Origin of the sequence: Celerinatantimonas marina, assembly GCF_046054165.1 — a bacterium.
GTDB lineage: Bacteria > Pseudomonadota > Gammaproteobacteria > Enterobacterales > Celerinatantimonadaceae > Celerinatantimonas.
This window is the reverse complement of record NZ_JBFNXK010000002.1, coordinates 50,932-68,104: the sequence shown is the minus strand read 5'-3', so window position 1 is coordinate 68,104 and position 17,173 is coordinate 50,932. Positions and strand designations below refer to the sequence as shown.

The window sequence follows — 17,173 nt, the reverse complement described above, 5'->3', positions numbered from 1 at the left end:
AAGAGGACTGATAATGGCAATTATCAAAATGGCTGACTTAGATCTGAATGGCAAACGAGTTCTCGTTCGTGAAGATCTGAACGTTCCAGTGAAAGCAGGTAAAGTAACTTCTGATGCCCGTATTTTGGCATCTATCCCAACGATCAAATTGGCTCTGGAAAAAGGCGCTAAATTGATGATCACTTCTCATTTGGGTCGTCCAACTGAAGGTGAATATAATGAAGAATTTTCACTCCAGCCTGTTGTTGATTACCTCAACGACGCATTAGATGTGCCTGTTCGTCTGGCGAAAGATTATTTAGACGGCATTGAAGTTAATGCTGGTGAAGTCGTCGTGTTAGAAAACGTTCGTTTCAATAAAGGCGAAAAGAAAAACGACGAAGCATTGGCTAAAAAAATGGCTGCGCTGTGTGATGTTTATGTCATGGATGCATTCGGTACCGCTCACCGTGCTCAGGCGTCAACTCATGGTGTAGGTATGTTTGCTGAAGTTGCTTGTGCTGGTCCTCTGTTGGCGGCTGAATTAGATGCACTGGGTAAAGCGATGGATCATCCTGCTCGCCCCATGGTTGCCATCGTGGGTGGATCTAAAGTTTCAACTAAACTGACTGTTTTAGAATCACTATCTAAAATTGCGGATCAGTTGGTTGTCGGCGGTGGGATTGCGAATACTTTCATCGCAGCTAAAGGTGGTAATGTTGGTAAATCTTTGTATGAAGCCGATTTGGTGGATACTGCTAAAGGTTTAATGAGCAAAGGTTCTATTCCTGTCGCTACTGATGTTGTTGTGGGTAAAGAGTTTTCTGAAACTGCCGTTGCAACCACTAAAGCGGTTGCTGATGTTGCAGACGACGATATGATCTTTGACTTAGGTCCAAATTCTTCTGCTGAGTTGGCCGACATTCTGAAAAGTGCGAAAACTATTCTGTGGAACGGTCCTGTTGGTGTATTTGAGTTCGATCAGTTTGCAGAAGGTACTAAAGTGATTGCGAATGCGATTGCTGAAAGTGATGCATTTTCAATTGCAGGGGGTGGTGACACTTTGGCTGCAATCGATAAATTCGGTATCAAAGATAAAGTTTCTTATATCTCTACTGGTGGTGGCGCATTCCTTGAATTCGTTGAAGGTAAAAAACTGCCTGCTGTAGCGATGCTTGAAGAACGTGCTAAAGCGTAATCAAGTTGTTTTATGAGGTGTGGTCCAAGGCCACACCTTTCTTCAGAGGTGTTGTCTATATTTTAATCGCACCTTGATCATATTCTGTTAAAATAAAATTTACATTTAAACGAGACGGGAAGCCGATATGTCTAAGATTTTTGATGTGGTAAAACCAGGTGTAATCACCGGCGAAGACGTACAAAAAGTATTCGCTGTTGCCAAAGAAAATGGTTTTGCTCTGCCTGCTGTTAACTGTGTTAACAGCGATTCAATCAATGCTGTATTAGAAGCTGCTGCTAAAGTTAAATCACCTGTTATTATCCAGTTCTCTAATGGCGGTGCCGGTTTCTTAGCAGGTAAAGGTGTAAAACTGGAAGGTCAGCAACCTCAGATTTTAGGTGCGATTGCAGGTGCTAAACACGTTCATGCTATGGCTGAACATTATGGTGTTCCTGTTATTCTGCATACAGACCATGCTGCGAAAAAATTGCTGCCTTGGATTGATGGACTGTTGGATGCAGGTGAAAAACATTTTGCAGAAACAGGTAAACCACTGTTCAGTTCACACATGTTGGATCTGTCAGAACAGAGCCTTGAAGAAAATATTGAAATCAGTTCTAAATATTTGGAACGTATGTCTAAAATGGGCATGACTCTGGAAATTGAATTAGGTTGTACTGGTGGTGAAGAAGACGGCGTTGATAACAGCCATATGGAAGCCTCTTCACTGTATACTCAACCAGAAGATGTTGCTTACGCTTATGAAAAACTGAATGCGATTAGCCCTTGTTTCACAATTGCGGCTTCTTTCGGTAACGTTCATGGCGTTTACAAACCAGGTAACGTGGTTCTGAAACCAACTATTCTGCGTGATTCTCAGAAATATGTTTCTGAAAAATTCGGTCTGCCAGAAAAATCGTTGAACTTCGTATTCCACGGTGGTTCAGGTTCAACTCTGGAAGAAATCCGCGAAGCAATCAGCTATGGTGTTATCAAAATGAACATCGATACTGATACTCAGTGGGCGACTTGGGAAGGTATTCTGAACTATTACAAAGAAAACGAAGCTTATCTGCAAGGTCAGATTGGTAACCCTAAAGGTGAAGATCAACCTAACAAAAAATTCTATGATCCACGCGTTTGGTTACGTGCTGGCGAACTGTCAATGATTGCTCGTCTGGAACGTGCCTTCAATGATTTGAAAGCAATCGACGTTCTTTAATTATTGGCACTGAATGTGTTTCAGTAAAAGTCAGTCGCTAAAAATCCGGGGATATTTGCCCCGGATTTTTTGATCATACCAGCAGTTTTAGAGCTAAATTTTAGTGTGTATCAGTTCCAGGTGTTGAAGAAGTACTTTCTTTTTTAGAGGTTTTTTGGGAATCGGTATGGGGCGGTGCGTCATGAATATCGGAGCTTAAGGCGGATTCATCAATTTGTTCTGCACCATGTAATAATTCAACGATATCCGAGGCTGCTTCCGGAACATTTTCAATGACCGCAGCGGCGATATCAATGGCTTGCTCCGGATGATTTTCAACATAGTGAGAGACCAGTTCTGCAGCTGATTCCTGATAAGCTTCCAAATCGGCGGGTCGCATATCCTCATTAGTCATTATCTCATCTGCTGTCGTATCTGGTATATTTTCTTGGTGATCTGTTGGGTACTGATTTGCGATAGCTAAAACGATATTTTGCAGTTTTTCAGGATAATGATCACTCATCCAAGCGACTAATTCAGCCGTTTGTTCCGGAGCGTTGCTGGCTAATGCATCGGCGATATCTTGGCTGAGTTCCGGTGCGGCTTCTACGATGGCCACATAGAGTCGACCGACTTCGATATCGTCAATCTGTGCTAATCGAGAACATAATTCAGCAGCCTTTTCCGGTGCAGTCTGAGCAATTTCAATCGCCATTCGAACGGCTGCGGCCGGGCTGTTTTCAGCAATGGTTGCTGCTACTTGAGTTTCTAAATGATCGGGGGAATAGGATCCTTCTTGTGGAATTCGGGGGTCTAAATCATACATGGCTGAACCTACTTCAGTTTGCATGACGAAACTTTCCTGAGCAGCAATGGGAAGTGCGGCTCGCGTTTTCATCCGGTAGAACACAAACGCCAGCAGTCCCAATTGACAAATAATTAAGAAAATAAATAACGCATTATCTCCCAAAATTTTCATAGCGTAAGACGAGAGTAAAGGACCTGCAACAGCTCCGAGGGCATAAACGATCAGTAATCCTCCCATCGCAGCGGCCATATCGGATTTTTGGATTCGGTCAAAGGTTTCGGAAATACTCATGGGGTACATGCAGGCGAACACGCCATTGGCAATCCCGATAAATAACATCATCAAGGGTAGCCAATTCAATCCGGCAAAGAGAGGAACTAGGGCCGTTGCTAGCATGTTGACGATTAAAAGGTTGAATAAAACAGTTCGCCGGTCAAATCGATCTGAAAGTATTCCAATGGGGAACTGTAATAAAAAACTACCCATGACAGCGGATGCCATAAATAAAGAGAGTAAAAAACCAGTGATATGGTGATGGTTCGCAAAAATGGGGAGCATATTCATGGCTCCGTTATACAATAAGCCACTGGCAAAGCAGCAGGTAACTCCCAAGGGAGACTTTTGTACTAGCGTCAATAATGACATGCTTGTGGTTTCTTGGACGACAGGACCCGAGCGACGACTCATCGTTAACGGAATAATGCCGGCGCAAAAAAATAATCCTCCAATAATGAATAAGGTTGGTTCTTCTATAGGGGCTAAGTTAATCATAAACTGACTGACAAACATCGCGGACATCGCCGTTATCTGGCTAGTCGCTAGGATCCGCCCTCGGTTTGCTTCACTGGCTTCATCACTCAGCCAACCATCAATAACTGAAAATGCGCAGGCACTACAAAATCCCAGAAACATGCGTAGCATTCCCCAAACCCAGGTATTACTGGTTAATGAGAATCCTAAAACACTGATCGCACCTAAGGCGGCACAGGCGGCAAACATGCGAATATGCCCAACCCGAGCAATCAGGCGGCGACTGTAGATCCCACCGAACATCATGCCGACGGCATACATTGAAAGAATTAAACCGATGTTTGTGGTATCAATGCCTGAGACGCTCATTCGTACCGGTAATACAATACCAATGAGTCCAAAGCCCATCATAATAATGAAGCTACTGACGAATAAAGAGATCAGGGGAATAAGAGTGACAACCACAAACGAACCCTTGGAATTAAACAAGCCAAAAAATAACCCTATGGTGCTATAGCTCGATTGTCAAATGAGCATCAGGGAAAATAATGCTTGAGGGTGTAAAAAGTATCTTGGTATCGAGTGTGCTCATGGCTTTATGCGACATGATGAGAGTGAAGCGTCAGCCAGCTGATCACGATTTGGCTAATCCTCTGTTCATCAATACCTTGACGCAAATCGAGGTTAAATCCATGTTCGCCGATACATCCATAAATACAAGGATCGGTTTGAGTAAATAGTCCCAGACAAAATGCATCAGCGGCATCGGCAAGATGCAATGGACCGGTATCACCGCTAATAAAAAGATCAAAAGCAGCCATTTGCATAGCCAGTTCGCGAATACAATACGTTTTGATGGTTTGGAGTCCCTTCACCGCGAGAGGGGCGGTTTTTTCGCCCGGATGTAATATTTCAATCCATTGAATAGTTGGAATTTTTTGATTGACGTGTTCAATAAGTAATTTCCAAGTCGGATCAGAAATAACCTTTTCCCCCCGGGCCCCTCGAAAAAAGCCGATGCGATATTGATGAGTTGAATGCAACTGGCATTGTAATTTTTGGATCCGCTGTTGTTCGGTTGGAGAAAATTTAAGTCGATAATTTCCTTTTAACAGATTTTTATCCCATAGCGCTAATGCCGAATAGGCACTATGGAGGGCTCGCTGTTGGGTTTCGATATTATGGTTGAAGATAAAGTGGCGATAGGGATGATAAAAGGCGATTTTATAACGACTGCGTAATAAGGCAGCCAGAATCGCATCCGTGGATGAACTGAATGGCATGATAATCATGTCATAGGTGCGATGTTTAAGTTGGTAGATGAGTCGTAGCGTTTTCCAGAGATGGCGGAAACTAATTTGCGAGATGTGAACTTCAATTCCAAAATGGTCAATGATCTGTTGTTGCCAAGGGAGTGGAATGATAAGTTCTATTTGGGCTTTGGGATATCGTTGTATGAGATCGTGCAGAAAAGGGATTAAAAAAGTAATATTTCCCAATCGCTTATTATTGCGCAAAACTAATATGGAATGGATCTCCGATGGGGGCCATTGTAGTTCTGTGGCAGGATTAATATGGCCAAGCAACCAGTAAATGAGTATCTCGAAACGGCGAGTAGAGCGTCGTCTGGTTTTATCGCATTGGCGTAAAAAATTTTTAAATCGGATCCAACGGCCCATTTTATCTCACATACTATTGTCCATTTTGTAAGTATGGCTAAGAAATTAGCAAATGAGATGATAAATACATCAAAAATAGGGATTTGTTGTAGATGGGTTATGATTCGGGGGGAAGCTGGGAAGCAAATCGTTGTCGTAACCATTGGGAAAAGACTTGGATCACGCGGGGCACTTTGGCTGAGTAAGGACGAATAATCCAGATATGGGTGGAAAATTCATCAATCACTTGCCACTCCGGCAGTACTTCGATCAGGGTTCCCGAATCGATCGCCGCCATTGCACTAAAGTCTGGAAGCATTGCAATACCTAATCCTTGCAGCGCTGCATCGCGAATAGATTCACTATTATTGGTGGCAAAGAGCGCTTTGACATTGACTCGAATCAGTTCATCTTTGTGGATCCGGTGCTGAAGTTGCCAACTGGGAAGTTTGGTCCCTCGGGGATAATAAAGACAATCAAAATTGGCAAGTTCTGACGGATGGGTTGGAATTGTTTGTTGATTTAAATAATTAGGTGAAGCGACCAACAAGGTTCGGGTATGGCATAAAGGTTGGGCAACATACGTTTCAGGGATCACTTGACTATGCCGAATGGCCAGATCAAATCCTTCGCTAGACAGAGAAACCAGTCGATCAGAGACTTCAAGTTGGATCCGAACTTGTGGATAGGCTTTTAAAAAATCACTGACCGCCGGGACCAGATGCTGCCGGGCAAATGCGACTGGTGCGGTCATCCGAATCAATCCCCGAACTGGCCCTGTTGTATCTCTAACCGCCGCAAAGCTCTGCGCGATCTGCGCAAAAGGATTTTTTAATTCTTTGACCAGTGCTTCTCCGGCTTCAGTTAGTCGTACACTGCGAGTTGTTCGCTGGACTAAAGGCAGTCCGGCAACGCTTTCCAGTTCTTTAATTTTTTGGCTGACGGATGATTTACTGACATCGAGTCGTTCCGCTGCTCGGGTAAAGCTTTGTTGCTCTGCTAGAATGGTAAGCCAGTACAGGTGTTCCCATAAGGCATCAATATGGATGTCTTTCATTTTTATTGTTCAAAATAATGAATAATCAATTTAAGTTTAGCGCTTTTTCTTGGCGACTTAAAAGGTCAGTATAGAACCATCATTTATGTTTATAGGGAATATTGCAATGCCATTGCTCCACTTTGATATGATTGAAGGGCGTTCAGAATCAGAAGTTCAAGCGATTCTAGATACAGCGCATGAAGTTGTTCTGAATGTATTTAAAGTTCCCGTTCGGGATCGTTATCAAATTGTTTATGAACACAAACGTTACCAGATGGTGTTTGAAGATACAGGGTTAGGTTTTGAACGCTCAGATAACTTGATTATGGTGCGTGTGTTCACCAGTCCCAGAAGTGAAGAACAAAAGCTTCAGTTTATGAAAGAGTTGGCCGAAGCTTTAGAAGCAAAATGTGGTATTCAGGGAACCGATCTTATGATCGCATTTTTTATGAACACTCGGGATGACTGGAGTTTCGGTTTCGGTGAAGCCCAATATCATACGGGAACGCTTTAAATTACCGTTGAAAACGCTCTGCAAATCTAAGTATCGGTGTTAAAACTGCGTGTTGATGACACCGATCTTGTCTCTCTTGTGACCTTCGTTCTCTCCATGATCACCGATATTAAAGCAAATTCAGAATGGATTTGGGTTTTGATAGCATTGAGCAAAAAATCAGTAGAAATTAAATCATCTTAATCAGTATGGAGCGTTATGATAGATGGCAATTAACTTTGTTAGGGGCTGTTGACCTTTCATGGTTGCGTTTTGCTGGCGCTGCTTGCTCATTCATTAGCCTCACCGGTTATGGCGTTATGTATTTGAATAAACTTAACCATTAAAGATAAATAGTCTCAAGTTTTCTATCGTATTTAAAGCAATGAGGGTCACTTCGTTGCTTTAATTCGCATTTATATTCATTCATATTGATGGAGTAGATCATGAAAACAGTAGGTTATGCTGCTCAAGGGGCTGGTGAACATTTGGCTCCCTGGCATTTTGATCGTCGTCAAGCTCGTCCAAATGATGTGGTGATGGAAATTCTCTATTGTGGCATTTGTCACACCGATATACACATGAGAGATAATGACTGGGGATTTGCACACTATCCACTGGTTCCTGGGCATGAGATTGTGGGACGGGTCATTGAAGTGGGATCCCAAGTGACTAAATTTAAAGTCGGAGACAATGGCGCTGTGGGTTGTATGGTGGATAGCTGCCAGGAATGTGACCAGTGTAAAAAGGGGAATGAGCAGTTCTGTCGTGAAGGCAATACCATGACCTATTCTTCACCGGATCGTATTGATGGGGCAATCACTCAGGGAGGATATTCAAAACACATCGTCGTTCGTGAAGACTTTGTGTGTACCTTATCGGATAAATTGGATTTGTCTCGTACTGCCCCTATTTTATGTGCCGGGATCACGACGTGGTCTCCACTACGACATTGGAATATCGGGCCATCAAGCCGAGTTGCAGTTATCGGAATGGGGGGGCTGGGTCATATGGCGGTGAAATTAGCATCGGCTTTGGGTGCCTCGGTTACGCAGATTTCTCGATCACTGAAGAAAAAAGCGGTGGCTATGGAAATCGGTGCTGATGCATTTCTGGTTTCGACAGACGCGGATGCCATGAAAGCTGCCTACAATGGCTTTGACTTGATCATCGATACCATCCCGGTCAAACACGATTTGGATGTTTATGTCCCCTTGCTGGATATCGATGGTACATTGGTGATTGTGGGCGCTGTCGGTCCTTGGGGTGAAGTGGATGGTGCGCCACTTTTGCTGGGACGGCGTAGTGTGGCGGGTTCTCCGATCGGTGGTATTCGTGAAACTCAGGAAGTTTTAGATTTTTGCGCACGTAAAAATATTTTGCCGGAATGTAAAATTATTCGCCCGGATGAAATTAATGATGCATTTGTCACCCTTGAAAAAGCAGATATCCCGTATCGCTTTGTCATGGACATGTCTTATTTGCATGTTTAAACATTGATATTTGAGGTTGCCATTTGATTCAACGAGTGGCACCTCTTATTCATTGCTTTTCCCCTATACCAAACATAGCTTCATCAGCTATTCCATCTTCATGGATGGCAGGATGAAATCGAACTGTTGGCTAAGGTTTAAGCTTTTTGCCTTTTTTGTCGGGTCAGAAATAGAGATTGGCGGCCATTGTCGCCAATAACTTTATACGGATATTTTCTTACACAGTTCAAAGACGGGGGCACTCTCAGACATTACTTTTTGGCAGGCTTCGCCACTGGGGCGGTCTTTGCTGCGCATTATTTCAATGAAATTTATATTTACATTGTTGAACAGTAAATCACCCAAGGCTGAACAATTTACATCAGGCAGAATGGCTCCACGCTCTTGCATGTCGTTCATAAATCTCCGGAGCTGTATTCGAAGCCTTTGGTCAATTTCGGTATAGCGGCAACTGAATTCGGCCTCTGGATCAAGCATTGTTCGAGCGAGCGCCTCGCGCCACATTTCACGAGAGGTTAGTTGAAACGACTTAGTAAAGTAAATCGTGACAATTTCCGAAAAAGCGGTTTCCAAATCCGTATGCGGCCTGCTGATGCAGGCATCAACGGCCTCAATGATCATTTCCGTTTCAGTCAATATGCTTGCTAATAGCATGTCCGCTTTAGAGCCAAAATAATTGTAGAAGGTCGCTGCCGATAGATTCGCTGCTTCTGCGATATCTTCGATCCGTGAAGCCTCATACCCGTGTTCCTTAAACAGCTGAATGGCGCAAGAAATGATCTTTTCGCGCGTTTCTGCTTTTTTTCGTTGTCGTAATCCGGTGGCCATAAAAATTCTTATAGTGACTATAAAATTATATTGACCATAAAAAATATCGATGTCAACATCGATATGAGTCAGCAGGAGGCTGATTAATGCACAACAAGGGGTCTCTATAGCTTGGGAAAAGCGCGCCTAACCGAAAGGTCTTTCCTCGGTTCGCATTCAGGTGTTTTTCACCCCATCTTCGTCCCTGATCGCGCTCTGGTTGCATACCTTTCTCAGTGGGAAAATTTCAAGCCGGGGGCGAAAGTTGAACTTTTTGTACGTAACCCAGTACTTTTACCCTCGGAGGTAGCTTAATGAAACGAATTCCCCCCCAAGATTGGTACCGTCAACAAAGTGTTGGTGACGGTATTATTCGAATTGATGAACCTTATATACAGACATTCTATCGCTGTAATATCTGGCATGTGCGTGGTCGAGATCGGGATATGTTGGTTGATAGCGGCATGGGGGTCGTGTCCCTTAGAAAATGGGTTCCCCTGGTGAGTGGTCGCCCGTTGGATGCCGTAGCCTCTCATACGCATTTCGATCATGTGGGGAATCACCACGAATTTGACTGCCGTTTGTGTCACCATGCTGAAGCGGATATTTTGGCACATCCAACCCGTGCCAATACGTTGGCTGATGCTTATGTTTCTGATGGCATCTTTGATGCACTACCAGATGTTCCCTATAGCTCAACTAGTTATGCGATTAAAGGGGCTCCTGCGACTCGTTTGCTGGAGGATGGGGATGTGATCGATCTTGGGGATCGTTGGTTTAAAGTTCTTCATGTTCCCGGACATAGCCCCGGTGGAATTGCTCTTTGGGAAGAGAAAACAGGGATCTTGATTTCAGGTGATATTGTATATGATGGTCCTTTGATCGAAGATTCTTATCACTCCAATATTGAAGATTACATTCGTTCGATGGAGCGGCTACTACTTTTACCTGTTCGGGGCGTTCACGGTGGGCATTTTCCATCATTTTCCGGTGAAAAATTTCGTGAAATCATCACGCGTTGGCTAAAAGAACACAGCTGTTGATCATGCGGTTGGATCGCTCCGAGCAATATGCGGGTGACGCAATGAGCGCGCGGTAATATTTGAAGCCATAAATAGCGCTATGTATAATCGCGCCTACTTAACGCTATTCCATTTTCTAGGGGCTGTTGAGCTTTCATTGTTAATTTTTATTCAAATGAAACGCATCTTGAACTAGGCGCGGTCTGTGAAACTTAATGAGTTAAGTGAATAGGATACAACACAACATTGTTCAGACTTAGATGACTGCAACAATCGTCACGAAAGATCAATAGGCCTAGATATCCCCAAAAATCCTTTGAGAGAGGTTTGGGGACAAATAGTTAACAGCGATCTTGTCGAATCAAGTCTAATGGGTAGCTAACTATTTAATTTTAATAGAGGTTCTATTATGTTCCCTGCTTCTCGTTTCAGCGTGGCACCCATGCTCGATTGGACGGATCGCCATTGCCGTTACTTTCATCGGTTATTAAGCGATCAGATCCAGCTGTATACCGAGATGGTGACGACCGGTGCTATTTTGCAGGGGCGTGGCGATTATTTGCAGTATAACGAAGCGGAACATCCGCTGGTATTGCAGCTGGGCGGCAGTGATCCGGCCGCATTGGCACAGTGTGCGCTGATTGCGGAACAACGGGGTTATGATGAGATTAATCTGAATGTTGGTTGTCCTTCAGACCGGGTTCAGAATGGACGGTTTGGGGCTTGTCTCATGGCCGAGGCGGCGTTAGTCGCAGACTGTGTCAAAGCGATGCAAGATCAAGTTGCTATCCCGATGACGGTTAAGACTCGAATCGGTATCGATGAGCAGGATAGTTATGGATTTTTAACTCACTTTATTGAGACGGTTGCCTTAAGTGGGTGTCAGCATTTTGTGGTCCATGCCCGTAAAGCTTGGTTGAAAGGACTTAGCCCGAAGGAAAATCGGGAAATTCCAGAGTTAAACTATGCGAGAGTTTATCAATTAAAACAGGACTACCCGCATTTGAACATCAGTCTCAATGGCGGTATTACGGAATTGGAGCAGATCGAGCAACATCTGCAACATGTGGATGGCGTGATGCTGGGACGAGCGGCATACCATAATCCTTATCTGTTAGCTTCTGTGGATTCACTGTTCTTTGGGGTTAAACAGCCGATAATCAGTCGAGAGGATGTCGTACTCAAGATGGTCGATTATGTACAGGCACATTTGGCCGAGGGCGGCCGTTTACAGCAAATTACCCGACATATGCTGGGATTATTCCAAGGATTACCCGGGGCACGAGGCTGGCGTCGTTATTTAAGTGAACATGCACATCGGCCTGATGCCGATGTTCGAGTTTTATTAGATGCATTACACTTGGTAACGGGGCATCGGTATTAACAAGTTGTAAAAAATCTGATTATGGCACGCGCTTTGCTCAATTGATTCTGAGAGTCAGTTTATTGGCAAAATGGAGTGTCCATTCATGCGGTGGTTAAAACAGATATTGGCCCGGTTTAAGTTTTTCGAAACTTTATTGGCCTGGATAGGTTTTAGCTGTGGATTATTGTTATTGATCCCCAGATCCTATTTCCCAGAAAGTGTTGATTTAGTTCCTTATTTACTGGGTTTGTGGTGTGCGATGCTAAGCTGTGCTTCTTATTTTCTGGGGCGTTTGTTCATTTATGCCTGGAAAATTATCGGTGGCCGCTGGCAACTGCGGGTTTCTCGTCGAAATATTGAAGCATTAATTCAGTGTCTTGATCATACCGAAAAAGCTATTTTACGTGAGTTCGTGATTAGCCGACGGAGCGTTTTACGTTTACCGGTGACCGAGCCAGCAGTTGCTAATTTGTTGCATAATGGAGTTTTGGAATTAGTCGAATATCAGCAGTTACTTGATCAGCATAATCGGGTTGATTGTATGATTTCGTTGATGGCCAGACCGTTATTAAGTTATCGGGTGTTATCGTTGCCTGTCGGAAATTTGACGGAAGAGCAATTAGAACGGTTGAAAAAAATGCGGCCTCGGTTTTTACAACCTGATTATGACGCGAATCGAACTTATTCGGGTAAGGTATTCCGTATTCGGACCAGTTATTCAAGAGGAGCGGAAGGAACGTCAGCGACTGAATTAGACCGTCTTGAGCATCATCAGGCCGCATCATAGTTCGGATGATACTGAGTGTCTGTGAGTGTTCTGAGGCTCAACAAGTGAGAGCGAGCACTTATAATAACTTCTTTAAGCGAGAATGCGCATTGTTGTTGTAATCGTGATAGATCTGTTGCTGATGAGCGGTTAATAGTGCGCAAATTTTAGAATGCTTTTCTTGTGTGAAATGCCTCATCTGTTTCATCATTTGACGCATGGTCAGGTCGCTGGCAAAAAGTTGGTCGATCAACTCGTCATAATGTGTTTCTATGGCCTGAATACTTTTGATCTGATTGTCATTTAATTTCAGGATGACTTCTAATGGGTGCTTCTTCATGGTTCTATCTCGTTTTTAATCGGTTAGGACGGCTTCGCTTCAAAGCGCCATGTTCTAAAATGATCTGAAATACACCTTGCTGACGCTGTAATATGACTGTGTTTGTGCTATTTTACTTCTCATTTTTTACTCCCCATAGATCTTATAGGTTAAATTTATGTCTGAAATCAAATCAAATGACTCAGGAAAGCGACGGGGAATTTATCTGCTGCCTAATTTATTCACGACAGCGGCATTATTCTCAGGGTTTTATGCCGTCGTAGCTTCTATGAATGGTCATTTTGAAGCTGGAGCCATCGCTATTTTTGTGGCGATGATTTTTGATGGTTTAGATGGACGCATTGCTCGATTAACCGGTACCGAAAGTGCATTTGGTGCTGAGTATGACTCTCTGTCTGATATGGTCTCGTTTGGGATTGCTCCGGCTTTAGTGTCGTATAATTGGGCATTAAGTGGTTTAGGCAAATTTGGTTGGCTAGCTTCTTTTATCTTTGCTGTGAGCGCCGCGTTGCGATTGGCTCGTTTTAACACGCAGGTTGGCAAAGCGGATAAACATTTCTTTCAGGGGTTAGCGAGTCCGTCTGCAGCGGCCATTGTTGCTGGAATGGTGTGGTTGGGGCAGGATCTTTCTTTAGATCGTCATCATTTGGACGTTATTGCAGCATTGATTACGATTTGCTCCGGATTGTTGATGGTGACCAATTTCCGCTACCACAGTTTTAAAGGAATTGACTTAAAAGGCCGGGTTCCTTTTGTGGTTGTGCTGCTCATGGTGCTGATTATTGTAGTGATTGCACTGCGCCCACCGTTAGTCTTGTTTTTGGTTTTTTCTATTTATGCCATCTCTGGCCCTATTTATACCATCCGTGCGGTGCGTAAATTAAAGCATGAACGTTTTTCTGCTGATAACGATGAGAAGGGATCGGATGAAGCAGTCGATGGGATTGATGAGAATAGCCCATCAGCTTCCGAGCCGTCTAAAAAATCGGATGAATAGTGTAGATATAATTCTCGGTTCTATCAAAAAAGTCTGATCAATGATCAGACTTTTTTGTCTTGGCGCGGTTAGGATTCGTTTCCGGTCCGGTCATAGAGGTAACCGCTGTAGTCGGGGATGGTAGTTGTAAATTCATGATTGAAGTAAGGACTGGAGACAATAAAATCCGCAGTGGCTTCATTGTTGGCCACCGGAATATTCCATACGGTTGCCAATCTTAGCAATGCTTTGACATCAGGATCATGGGGCATGGACTCCAGTGGATCCCAGAAGAAAATCATCATATCAATACGCCCTTCTGCAATCATGGCACCTAGTTGTTGATCGCCACCCATAGGGCCACTAAACAGACAATGGACATCGAAGCCTTGTTTGCGTAGTAACGAGCCAGTGGTACCGGTACCAAAAAGAGTATGAAAACTGAGTGCTTCATGATTTTTATCACACCACCGAAGTAAGGCTGGTTTTTGATTATCATGAGCAACCAGCGCAATCCGCTTCGTTGATTGTAAAGTTCGTTCTATGGTCTTCATAATGTGTAGAATTCCTGCCTGTCAGTTAAGTCATGAAAATGCTTTCTATAGTACCCTGAGTTTCTAGGGTTGTGTTAGTGACTCTTTCCGTAATATATTGAATTTGTTAGGTAGCTATCATTTAATCGGAAGGTACTCAAACTTACAATGGTTTATATTTTTGGTTATGGCAGTTTAATCGATACAATTTGCCGGCGATGTACATTTCCTTCTCAAGAAGCTTATCCCGCTCGGTTATATGGTTTTCAGCGGAGTTGGGGATTAATTTCTGGAACGGAGCATCCTCCTTTGGTGGTTTGTCCTGTATCCGATGCCACCGTCAATGGGGTACTTATCCCTTTTGATCCCATTTTTTTCCCTAAACTAGATGAGCGGGAAGTCGGGTACCAACGGCTCAATATTCCGGCCACAGATATCCAGCGTTTAGATGGACACGAAATTGAAGGCGATGTTTATGTTTATGTCGTTGAACAATTACGTCAGCCAACTGAACAGACTCCGATCTTACAAACATACTTAGATATTTGTTTACAGGGATGTCTCGATATTAATCGTCACTTCGCGGATGAATTTATTCAGAGTACTTATTTGTGGGGAGTCTGTCTGAATGATCGATTGACTCCCCGTTACCCCAGAGCTCGCGCTATGACCGTCGCAGGGCTCCAACTCATTGATCAATTGATTGCACGAATTCATGGTTATCAGCGGATTGATTTGTTCGATGATAATCAATATAACGCTGGCGTTTTTGGGGTTTAAGTTGGTTCAAATCAACTAATACCAGACCATCGACACACTGCTTGAAATCCGTATCAATGTTGAAGTCAATAAACTGAACGCCTCCAGGGTGACAAAGGTCCGTATATTGTTTGTAGAGCGTTGGAATAGCACACCCCATATTGGCCAGTGCCGCTTTGAGCAAAGTGAAATCTTTCAGGTAATTATTCCCTTGAAATGTCAGGCTAAGATTATGTTGGATCCGTTGTTCTAATTGATATGGATTTCGAGATTTAGCCAGTGTAAATGGGCTTGGGAAGTAACGTTGATAAAAATAGACCAGTAGATCCCGAGCTTTGGGGTGTAGGCTGGCACTTATCGAGACTGGGCCGAAAAGATAGCGATAGTGGGGGCGTGATGCGAGAAATGCGCCGATCCCCAGCCATAAATAATCCAGACTGCGTCGACCCCAATATTGGGGTTGGATAAAGCTGCGACCTAATTCCAGACCCTGTTGTAAAAATTCACATTGCTGATATTGATATTCAAATAGACTGTGGCTGTAAAGGCCATCCAATCCGTGTTGTTGAATGACTTTCTGACTATCGGTGAGACGATAGGCCCCTACAATCTGTTGATCGGTTGGATTCCATAAAAATAGGTGCATGTAATAAGCATCGTATTGATCGGTATCGCTGCGTTGACCGGTTCCTTCACCTACCGCTCGGAATGAATATTCTCGAAGTCGTCCCAATTCCGCCAGTAGACTTTCTGAATGAGGTGCTGATGATAGATAGATTTGTTGCCCATCTGGCGTATTGCCGAGCAATTCACAGCAGGCGATGGCTTGGTTCAGCTTATGGCGTAATTGAGGATGGGCAATGGCAGACTCGGTTTTAAAAATACCGGGTTTCCCAGCGCCAATACGATAGGTGTGTTTTCGGAGCAATTGGGCACGGGTGGCTAAGTCTAAGTCTGTATGACTAAAACTTTGATAGTTAATTGGATCTCCGATCGCAAGTTGAATCGTTTGCCCCCGGTGCCAGAATAGTTCACGGACCAGCATCAAGGTCGACAATGATTTATTAAGCATTGAGCAGAGATAAAACAGGGAGCTATTTCGGGATTTGACACACACCGGTAAAATCGGGGCTTTACTTTTATCAGCGATTTTTACGACTCCCCGCTGCCAGCGCCGATCACAAAAATGTAAATTTTTAATCCGTGAGACTTCGCCAGCAGGGAAGATGATTAATGCACCTTGTCGGTCCAGATGCTGATGAATCGCTGTTAATTGGGCTCGGCGGCTATGACCACTCATGTTGTCTACTGTAAGTAATAAAGGGTCGAGCGGTTTTAATGTCGACAAAATTTGGTTCGCCACAATTTTGGCATCGCTGCGGATTTGGCTGACTAAGTGCAGTAGCGCAAGTCCGTCTAATGAGCCAATCGGATGATTCGCCACGATGATCACGGGCCCTTCTGAAGGGATCCGCTCTCGGTGTCGATTCGAAACCTGATAGCTAAAGTCTAATTCGGTAAAAACTTGTTCAATAAATGCTAATCCGGTTAGCTGTGGATGGCATTGTTCAAATGTTTGAAATTTTTCTTCATATAACAGGTGCTTTAACAGCTGCCGAAAGAGTGAATAGCGACGAGGTTTGGTTTGTAATGTCGGAAAGTGTTGCTGCAGTATTTCGTCGACAGAAAACATAGAGTCATCCTCCTATCTATGTAGGTTCAGACTACGAATATTTTGTGACAACTAAGTAACAGTAACATGGCAGTTTAATGAAATAAGCGATGGAGATCTGCAAGCGGAAATACTCCATATAAATGACATTTTATTACATGATTTTGTAGTTTTTTTAGATAAATACCTCCTGTAGCAGGAAAATAGTTAGCTATGTTAAGCAATAGTGCGTTTAACTGGGTGGTTTAGAGGGGGGGCCATCGCAAAATGATGGATTTTTAAGTCAAAAATTAGTCCTCATATAAATGAGCGCTATTTTATAGGATGCGTT

At 43.6% G+C, this 17,173-nt stretch carries 16 protein-coding genes; 9 read left to right on the top strand and 7 right to left on the bottom strand.

Going from position 1 to position 17,173, the window contains the following annotated elements; translation table 11 throughout:
• Nucleotides 1–13: 13 nt before the first annotated feature.
• On the top strand, nt 14–1,177 hold the full coding sequence (locus ABUE20_RS02705) for a phosphoglycerate kinase (RefSeq protein ID WP_408618294.1): 1,164 nt from the start codon (nt 14–16) through the stop codon (nt 1,175–1,177).
• 127 nt (nt 1,178–1,304) lie between these two features.
• Entirely contained in the window at nt 1,305–2,381 is a 1,077-nt protein-coding gene (gene fbaA, locus ABUE20_RS02700) for a class II fructose-bisphosphate aldolase (RefSeq protein ID WP_408618293.1), read from the top strand.
• Between the two features lie 100 nt (nt 2,382–2,481).
• On the opposite strand, the gene ABUE20_RS02695 is transcribed toward fbaA, so the two are convergent.
• From ABUE20_RS02695 to ABUE20_RS02685, 3 genes are all read right to left on the bottom strand, one after another.
• The gene (locus tag ABUE20_RS02695; protein WP_408618292.1) at nt 2,482–4,383 is read right to left on the bottom strand and encodes an MFS transporter; all 1,902 of its coding nucleotides are present in this window, start codon (nt 4,381–4,383) and stop codon (nt 2,482–2,484) included.
• 131 nt (nt 4,384–4,514) lie between these two features.
• A complete protein-coding gene (locus tag ABUE20_RS02690) occupies nt 4,515–5,597 on the bottom strand; it encodes a glycosyltransferase family 9 protein (protein WP_408618291.1) in 1,083 nt (360 codons plus the stop codon).
• A 97-nt stretch (nt 5,598–5,694) separates the two neighbouring features.
• Complete coding sequence (locus tag ABUE20_RS02685; RefSeq protein ID WP_408618290.1) at nt 5,695–6,633, bottom strand: LysR family transcriptional regulator; 939 nt, start codon at nt 6,631–6,633, stop codon at nt 5,695–5,697.
• 106 nt (nt 6,634–6,739) lie between these two features.
• Here ABUE20_RS02685 and ABUE20_RS02680 point away from each other — a divergent pair, with 106 nt between their 5' ends.
• Both ABUE20_RS02680 and ABUE20_RS02675 read left to right on the top strand, forming a co-directional pair.
• Complete coding sequence (locus tag ABUE20_RS02680; RefSeq protein ID WP_408618289.1) at nt 6,740–7,129, top strand: tautomerase family protein; 390 nt, start codon at nt 6,740–6,742, stop codon at nt 7,127–7,129.
• Nucleotides 7,130–7,554: 425 nt separating this feature from the next.
• Nucleotides 7,555–8,601, top strand: coding sequence for an NAD(P)-dependent alcohol dehydrogenase (locus ABUE20_RS02675; protein WP_408618288.1), 1,047 nt, complete (start codon nt 7,555–7,557; stop codon nt 8,599–8,601).
• A gap of 201 nt (nt 8,602–8,802) precedes the next feature.
• Here the strand turns inward: ABUE20_RS02675 and ABUE20_RS02670 are convergent, their stop codons facing one another.
• The gene (locus ABUE20_RS02670; RefSeq protein ID WP_408618287.1) at nt 8,803–9,429 is read right to left on the bottom strand and encodes a TetR/AcrR family transcriptional regulator; all 627 of its coding nucleotides are present in this window, start codon (nt 9,427–9,429) and stop codon (nt 8,803–8,805) included.
• Nucleotides 9,430–9,722: 293 nt separating this feature from the next.
• On the opposite strand from ABUE20_RS02670, the gene ABUE20_RS02665 reads away from it, so the two are divergent.
• From ABUE20_RS02665 to ABUE20_RS02655, 3 genes are all read left to right on the top strand, one after another.
• Nucleotides 9,723–10,451, top strand: coding sequence for an MBL fold metallo-hydrolase (locus ABUE20_RS02665; protein WP_408618286.1), 729 nt, complete (start codon nt 9,723–9,725; stop codon nt 10,449–10,451).
• A gap of 388 nt (nt 10,452–10,839) precedes the next feature.
• Nucleotides 10,840–11,814 (top strand): tRNA dihydrouridine(20/20a) synthase DusA, encoded by a 975-nt coding sequence (gene dusA, locus ABUE20_RS02660; protein ID WP_408618285.1) that lies wholly within the window; start codon nt 10,840–10,842, stop codon nt 11,812–11,814.
• A gap of 85 nt (nt 11,815–11,899) precedes the next feature.
• The gene (locus ABUE20_RS02655) at nt 11,900–12,583 is read left to right on the top strand and encodes a super-infection exclusion protein B (RefSeq protein WP_408618284.1); all 684 of its coding nucleotides are present in this window, start codon (nt 11,900–11,902) and stop codon (nt 12,581–12,583) included.
• Nucleotides 12,584–12,641: 58 nt separating this feature from the next.
• Here ABUE20_RS02655 and ABUE20_RS02650 read toward each other — a convergent pair whose 3' ends face one another.
• A complete protein-coding gene (locus tag ABUE20_RS02650) occupies nt 12,642–12,902 on the bottom strand; it encodes a hypothetical protein (protein ID WP_408618283.1) in 261 nt (86 codons plus the stop codon).
• Between the two features lie 157 nt (nt 12,903–13,059).
• Here ABUE20_RS02650 and pssA point away from each other — a divergent pair, with 157 nt between their 5' ends.
• Nucleotides 13,060–13,899, top strand: coding sequence for a CDP-diacylglycerol--serine O-phosphatidyltransferase (pssA, locus tag ABUE20_RS02645; protein ID WP_408618282.1), 840 nt, complete (start codon nt 13,060–13,062; stop codon nt 13,897–13,899).
• A gap of 68 nt (nt 13,900–13,967) precedes the next feature.
• On the opposite strand, the gene ABUE20_RS02640 is transcribed toward pssA, so the two are convergent.
• A complete protein-coding gene (locus tag ABUE20_RS02640; protein ID WP_408618281.1) occupies nt 13,968–14,432 on the bottom strand; it encodes a methylglyoxal synthase in 465 nt (154 codons plus the stop codon).
• A 147-nt stretch (nt 14,433–14,579) separates the two neighbouring features.
• Between ABUE20_RS02640 and ABUE20_RS02635 the strand changes: the two genes are divergently transcribed.
• Nucleotides 14,580–15,191: a gamma-glutamylcyclotransferase family protein gene (locus ABUE20_RS02635; RefSeq protein ID WP_408618280.1), complete on the top strand. Its 612-nt coding sequence runs from the start codon at nt 14,580–14,582 to the stop codon at nt 15,189–15,191.
• On the opposite strand, the gene olsF is transcribed toward ABUE20_RS02635, so the two are convergent.
• Complete coding sequence (gene olsF, locus ABUE20_RS02630; RefSeq protein WP_408618279.1) at nt 15,100–16,863, bottom strand: bifunctional ornithine lipid synthase OlsF; 1,764 nt, start codon at nt 16,861–16,863, stop codon at nt 15,100–15,102. The genes ABUE20_RS02635 and olsF overlap by 92 nt on opposite strands.
• Nucleotides 16,864–17,173 lie beyond the last annotated feature (310 nt).

Excerpts from the sequence above, each read along its gene's own strand:
- ABUE20_RS02685 (WP_408618290.1), bottom strand. The coding sequence starts at position 6,633 with ATGAAAGACATCCATATTGATGCCTTATGGGAACACCTGTACTGGCTT.
- ABUE20_RS02680 (WP_408618289.1), top strand. The coding sequence starts at position 6,740 with ATGCCATTGCTCCACTTTGATATGATTGAAGGGCGTTCAGAATCAGAA.
- ABUE20_RS02665 (WP_408618286.1), top strand. The coding sequence starts at position 9,723 with ATGAAACGAATTCCCCCCCAAGATTGGTACCGTCAACAAAGTGTTGGT.
- ABUE20_RS02690 (WP_408618291.1), bottom strand. The coding sequence starts at position 5,597 with ATGGGCCGTTGGATCCGATTTAAAAATTTTTTACGCCAATGCGATAAA.
- fbaA (WP_408618293.1), top strand. The coding sequence starts at position 1,305 with ATGTCTAAGATTTTTGATGTGGTAAAACCAGGTGTAATCACCGGCGAA.
- ABUE20_RS02705 (WP_408618294.1), top strand. The coding sequence starts at position 14 with ATGGCAATTATCAAAATGGCTGACTTAGATCTGAATGGCAAACGAGTT.
- ABUE20_RS02640 (WP_408618281.1), bottom strand. The coding sequence starts at position 14,432 with ATGAAGACCATAGAACGAACTTTACAATCAACGAAGCGGATTGCGCTG.
- dusA (WP_408618285.1), top strand. The coding sequence starts at position 10,840 with ATGTTCCCTGCTTCTCGTTTCAGCGTGGCACCCATGCTCGATTGGACG.
- ABUE20_RS02675 (WP_408618288.1), top strand. The coding sequence starts at position 7,555 with ATGAAAACAGTAGGTTATGCTGCTCAAGGGGCTGGTGAACATTTGGCT.
- ABUE20_RS02670 (WP_408618287.1), bottom strand. The coding sequence starts at position 9,429 with ATGGCCACCGGATTACGACAACGAAAAAAAGCAGAAACGCGCGAAAAG.
- ABUE20_RS02650 (WP_408618283.1), bottom strand. The coding sequence starts at position 12,902 with ATGAAGAAGCACCCATTAGAAGTCATCCTGAAATTAAATGACAATCAG.
- ABUE20_RS02635 (WP_408618280.1), top strand. The coding sequence starts at position 14,580 with ATGGTTTATATTTTTGGTTATGGCAGTTTAATCGATACAATTTGCCGG.
- pssA (WP_408618282.1), top strand. The coding sequence starts at position 13,060 with ATGTCTGAAATCAAATCAAATGACTCAGGAAAGCGACGGGGAATTTAT.
- ABUE20_RS02655 (WP_408618284.1), top strand. The coding sequence starts at position 11,900 with ATGCGGTGGTTAAAACAGATATTGGCCCGGTTTAAGTTTTTCGAAACT.
- olsF (WP_408618279.1), bottom strand. The coding sequence starts at position 16,863 with ATGTTTTCTGTCGACGAAATACTGCAGCAACACTTTCCGACATTACAA.